Source organism: Pseudomonas brassicae (assembly GCF_010671725.1).
GTDB classification, from domain to species: Bacteria; Pseudomonadota; Gammaproteobacteria; order Pseudomonadales; family Pseudomonadaceae; genus Aquipseudomonas; species Aquipseudomonas brassicae.
Genome location: NZ_JAAHBU010000342.1, coordinates 1 through 4,899, shown reverse-complemented (window position 1 = coordinate 4,899; position 4,899 = coordinate 1). Strand labels below are relative to the sequence as shown.

At 67.3% G+C, this 4,899-nt stretch carries 6 protein-coding genes; all 6 read left to right on the top strand.

All coding sequences use genetic code 11. The features are described from left to right. Positions 1-648: efflux RND transporter periplasmic adaptor subunit (locus tag G3436_RS21115; RefSeq protein ID WP_163949088.1), on the top strand; the 648-nt coding region annotated here is incomplete at its 5' end. Continuing rightward, positions 645-1,976, top strand: coding sequence for an efflux RND transporter periplasmic adaptor subunit (locus tag G3436_RS21110; RefSeq protein ID WP_163949086.1), 1,332 nt, complete (start codon positions 645-647; stop codon positions 1,974-1,976). The genes G3436_RS21115 and G3436_RS21110, both read left to right, overlap by 4 nt. Continuing rightward, on the top strand, positions 1,973-3,154 hold the full coding sequence (locus tag G3436_RS27900) for a M50 family metallopeptidase (RefSeq protein ID WP_243667246.1): 1,182 nt from the start codon (positions 1,973-1,975) through the stop codon (positions 3,152-3,154). The genes G3436_RS21110 and G3436_RS27900 overlap by 4 nt, the downstream gene beginning before the upstream one ends. Next, positions 3,085-3,465: a hypothetical protein gene (locus G3436_RS27895; protein ID WP_243667245.1), complete on the top strand. Its 381-nt coding sequence runs from the start codon at positions 3,085-3,087 to the stop codon at positions 3,463-3,465. The genes G3436_RS27900 and G3436_RS27895 overlap by 70 nt, the downstream gene beginning before the upstream one ends. After that, positions 3,426-4,088, top strand: coding sequence for an HlyD family secretion protein (locus tag G3436_RS27890; RefSeq protein WP_243667244.1), 663 nt, complete (start codon positions 3,426-3,428; stop codon positions 4,086-4,088). Before G3436_RS27895 ends, G3436_RS27890 begins: the two co-directional genes overlap by 40 nt. A gap of 96 nt (positions 4,089-4,184) precedes the next feature. Continuing rightward, positions 4,185-4,772, top strand: a complete 588-nt coding sequence (locus G3436_RS21100) for a biliverdin-producing heme oxygenase (RefSeq protein WP_163949084.1) — start codon at positions 4,185-4,187, stop codon at positions 4,770-4,772. Positions 4,773-4,899 lie beyond the last annotated feature (127 nt).

The window sequence follows — 4,899 nt, the reverse complement described above, 5'->3', positions numbered from 1 at the left end:
ACCCAGCGCACCGTGCTGTCGAGCGAACTGGCGGGCAAGATCACCGAACTCAAGGTCAAGGAAGGCGACAGTTTTCGCAAAGGCGAACGGCTGGTGAGTTTCGACTGCGCGATCCATCGCGCACGGCTCAACCATTCGGCCGCCGCCGAAAGCGCGGCCAGCAAGAAGCTGGGCGTGGCCAAGCGGCTCGACCAGTTGCAGTCGATCAGCGTATCGGACCTCACCCAGGCCCAGGCCGACGTGAACATGGCCCGTGCGCAGCACGGCGTGAACCAGGTGATGGTGCAGCACTGCACGATCGCTGCACCGTTCTCCGGGCGCGTCGCCGAACGCAAGGTGCAGCCCGGCGAGTACGTGGCCGAAGGCAAGGAGTTGCTGACGGTATATGACGACAGTGCTTTCGAAGTCGAACTGATCGTGCCCTCGCGCTGGATGGCCTGGCTAAAGCCGGGCTACACCTTCAATGTGCACCTGGAGGAGACCGCCACCGATTACCCGGCCAAGGTCATGCGCCTGGGGTCGGTCATCGACCCGTTGAGCCAGTCGATCAAGGTGTTCGGGCGTATCGACGGCCAGGCCGGCGTGCTGCTGCCCGGCATGAGCGGCACCGCGCGCATCGACCCGCCTGCCACTGCGCCGCGCACATGAACGCAGCGCTGCCCTCCCCGGCCCTGGCAGGCCTGGTGCAACTCGAACAGCACGCACGCGCAGCCGAAAGCCTGGCCATGCTCGGCTTTGTCATGGTCAACGACAGCCACCTGCTGCTGCCCTACCGTCAGGCCCTGCTGTGGGACGCCCAGGCCGAGCGCCTGCTGAGCCTGTCGGGGCTGGCCAGTGTCGAGCACGACGCGCCCTTCACCCACTGGATCGGCCAGCAGTGCCGGCAGTGGCAGGCGCGCCACCCGGGGCCGGCCCTGAGCGAGTTGCAGGCCGCGGCAATGGCGCCCGACGATCAGGCGCAATGGGCCGAATACCTGCCGCCACACCTGGTGTGGCTACCACTGACGGCACGCAACGGCCAGTTGCTCGGCGTGCTGCTGCTGGCACGCGAGCAGCCGCTGGGCACTACCGAAGCGACCTTGCTGGCGCTGCTGCAGGATGCCTACGGGCATGCCTGGAACAGCCTGCGCCCGGCAACCCGCCAGCGTACCCTGGGGTGGCGGCGCGACAAGCGCTGGTGGCTGGCGGGCGCTGCAGTGCTGCTGGGCATCCTGGCGCTGCCGATTCGCCAGGCGGCACTGGCACCGGCCGAGATCGTCGCACTGCAACCGAGCGTCTTGCGCGCCCCGCTGCAAGGCGTGGTGGAGCGTATTCTGGTCGAGCCCAACCAGCCGGTGAGTGCCGGCCAGGCATTGATCCAACTGGATGCCCGCGAGTTGCAAAGCCGGTTGCAGTCGTCGCGCCAGGCGTTGGCAATTGCCGATGGCGAGTTCCGCCAGGCGCAGCAGCAGGCCTTGAGCGACGAACGCAGCAAGGCTGGCCTGGCGGTGCTGCAGGGGCGGCGCGAGCAAGCCATGAGCGAGGTGCGCTTTCTGCAGCAGAACCTGGAGCGCACGCGCATCCTGGCGCCGCATGCCGGGGTGGCGGTGTTCGATGACCCCAGTGACTGGATCGGCCGCCCGGTGGCGCTGGGCGAACAGATCATGCAGGTGGCCGACCCTTCGCGCGCGCAGCTGGAGATCCAGTTGCCCGTCACCGATGCGATCGAGCTGCAGAACGCAGCGCCCGCGCTGCTGTTTCTCAACACCGACCCCAGCGCCCCGTTGCGCGCCAGCCTCAAGCGCCTGGGCTACCGCGCCAGCGCCACCGCCGAAGGTGGCATGGCGTATCGCCTGAAAGCCGGTTTCGACGCGCCCGACCCGCGTATCCGCATCGGCCTCAAGGGCACGGCCAAGGTCTACGGCGAGCGCACCAGCCTGTTCACCTACCTGCTGCGCCGGCCGCTGGCGACCCTGCGCATCTGGCTTGCGCTGTGAGCGGCGTGGCACAACTGGGCTGCCTGCGCGAGGAACTGCGCCTGCACGCCGGCCCGCCGCACAACGATGGCGCGCCGAGCTGGACCCTCGAAGACACGGCGCGCGGGCAGTTCTTCCGCCTGGGCTGGGCAGAGCTGGAAATGCTCGGCTGCTGGGGCCTGGGCAAACCCGAGGCGGTGGCCGCACACATCGCCCAGCGCACCACGCTTGAACTCGAGGGCAGCGACGTGGAGCGCTTCCACGGGTTTCTGCAGCACAACCAACTGCTGCAGGGCGGCGGCGCTGAAGACAACGCGCGCCTGCTCAAGGTCCTTGAGGGGCAAAAGATCGGCTGGGCGCGCTGGCTGCTGAAGAACTACCTGTTCGTGCGCATCCCGCTGCTGCGCCCCGACCGCTTTCTGCAGCGCAGCCTGCCCTGGGTGGCGCCGTTCTTCAGCCTGACGTTCCTGTACCTGACCGTGGCGGCCGGTGTGCTCGGGCTGGCACTGGTGCTGCGCCAGTGGGACACCTTCACCCACACCTTCCTGCATTTTTTCACCTTGCAAGGTGCGGCCATGGCCGGCCTGACGCTGATGCTGGCCAAGGTGCTGCACGAACTGGGGCACGCCTATACCTGCAAGCGCTACGGCGCACGGGTGGCGACCATGGGGGTGGCGCTGCTGGTACTGTGGCCGGTGCTGTACACCGACACCTCCGGTGCATGGCGCTTGCGCAAGCGCCGCCAGCGCCTGGCCATCGGCGCCGCCGGCATGGCGGCCGAGCTGGCCCTGGCGTGCTGGGCCACCCTGCTGTGGAGCTTTGTGCAGGACGGCATGCTGCGCAGCGCCGCGTTCATGCTGGCCAGTACCACCTGGATCCTCACCCTGGCGGTCAACCTGAGCCCGTTCATGCGCTTTGACGGCTACTTTCTGCTGTCGGACCTGCTCGGCGTGCCAACCTGCAGCAACGCGCGTTCGCCCTCGCCCGCTGGCGCCTGCGCGAAGCGCTGTTCGGCTTTGGCGATGCGCCGCCGGAGCATTTCGAACCCGGCCTGCGCCGGCTGCTGGTGGGCTATTCGATCGGCACCTGGATCTACCGCCTGTTTCTGTTCCTGGGCATCGCGCTGCTGGTGTACCACTTCGCCTTCAAGCTGCTCGGCTTGCTGCTGTTTGCCGTCGAGATCGGCTACTTCGTGCTGATGCCGCTGATCAACGAGGTGCGCCACTGGTACACCCGCCGCAAGGACTACCGCATGAACCGCAATACCTGCCTGACCCTGAGCGCCGCGGCGCTGGCGCTGCTGCTGGCCTGCGTGCCGTGGCGCAGCAGCGTGCAGGCCCCGGCGCTGCTCAAGGCCGAACGCCAGAGCAGCCTGTACACCCCGGTGGGCGCGCGCCTGGCGCGGGTGTTGGTGCAGCCCGGCGACCCGATCAAGCCGGCCAGGCACTGTTCGAACTGGAAGCACCCGATTTGCGCTTTGAGCTGGAAAGCGTCGAGCGGCGTCTGGTGATCTTGCAGTGGCAGGCCAGCTTTCAACTGCTCAACCGTGAAACGGCCGCCAACCTTGGTGTGGTGCGCCAGGAGCTGGCCGCCGCGCAGCAGCGCCAGTTGCTGCTGCGCCAGCAATGGGATGAGCTGACCGTGCGTGCGGCCTTCGATGGCCAACTGGTGGAGCTGGCCGAGCCGCTGCAGGCCGGGCAATGGCTGCCGGCAGGCGAGTGGCTGGGCACCTTGGTGGGCGGGCGCGGCGCGCTGGTCGAGGCCTTTATCGAGGAGCATGACCTGCAGCGCCTGGCGCCTGGCAGCACGGGGCGCTTCTATCCCGAGACATTCGCCCGCGCAGCGCTTGAGGTGCGCCTGGAGCACCTGGCGCAGACGGCGGTCAAACACCTCAGCTCGGCGCCCGAGCTGGCCTCGCCCTATCAGGGCGCGATTGCCGCGAGCCTGGACCACGAGCGCCAGCCAACGCCTGAACAAGCGCTGTATCGCGCCACCTTGCAGGTGACCGAGGGCGGCCAGCGCCCGACCATGGCGCTGCGTGGCAGCGTGGTGCTGGAGGGCCGGCGCCAGAGCCTGATCATGCGTGCCTGGCGCAACCTGATGGCGGTGCTGATCCGCGAGTCGGCGTTCTGAAGGTTAAGCGTTCTTAATGGAGCGGCGATTGTTTGAGGTAGGTTAGGCTTTGCATCATGAGCGCCTGTTCACTATTGATATGAGAGCCACTTCCCCATGAATGCCCCTGCCGTCAGCGCGCCTGACCTCAGCCGTTGCAAACGTCTCAAAGCCGCCAGCAGCCGCGACCACGACAGCGTCGATGCGCTGGTGATGGGTGTGCGCCCGTTCGAGAGCCGCGAGCGCTATGCGCTGTTCCTGCAGCTGCAGCACCGTTTTCATGGCAGCCTGCAAGGCCTGTATGACGATGCGCAGTTGAACCGCACCTTGCCTGGGCTGGTAGAACTGTCGCGCTTTGAAGCGGTGCAGGCCGACCTGCGTGACCTTGGGCTGGCAGTACCCGCCGTACCGGCGCCGGTGCAACTGGCCAACCCGGGTGAGGCGTTGGGGTGGCTGTATTGCAGCGAGGGTTCGAACCTGGGCGCGGCGTTTCTGTTCAAGCAGACCCAGAAGCTGGGGCTCGATGGCGAGACCGGCGCCCGTCACCTGGCCGCCCACCCGGATGGGCGTGCCCTGCACTGGCGTCAGTTCGTGGCGGCGATCGATGCGCTGGAACTGAGTGAAGAAGAGGAACGTCAGGCGGTTCAGGGTGCGCTGGATGCGTTTGATTTCTACCGCAGCAGCCTGCGCGAGATTTTTGCCTGACTGAACGGCCCTCTTCGCTGGCAAGCCAGCTCCCACAGGTTTGGCGCAAACCCCAGGATCGGCACGGTACCTGTGGCAGCTGGCTTGCAGCGAAGGGGCCAAGACGCTCGCTGGCCTTACACGCGTT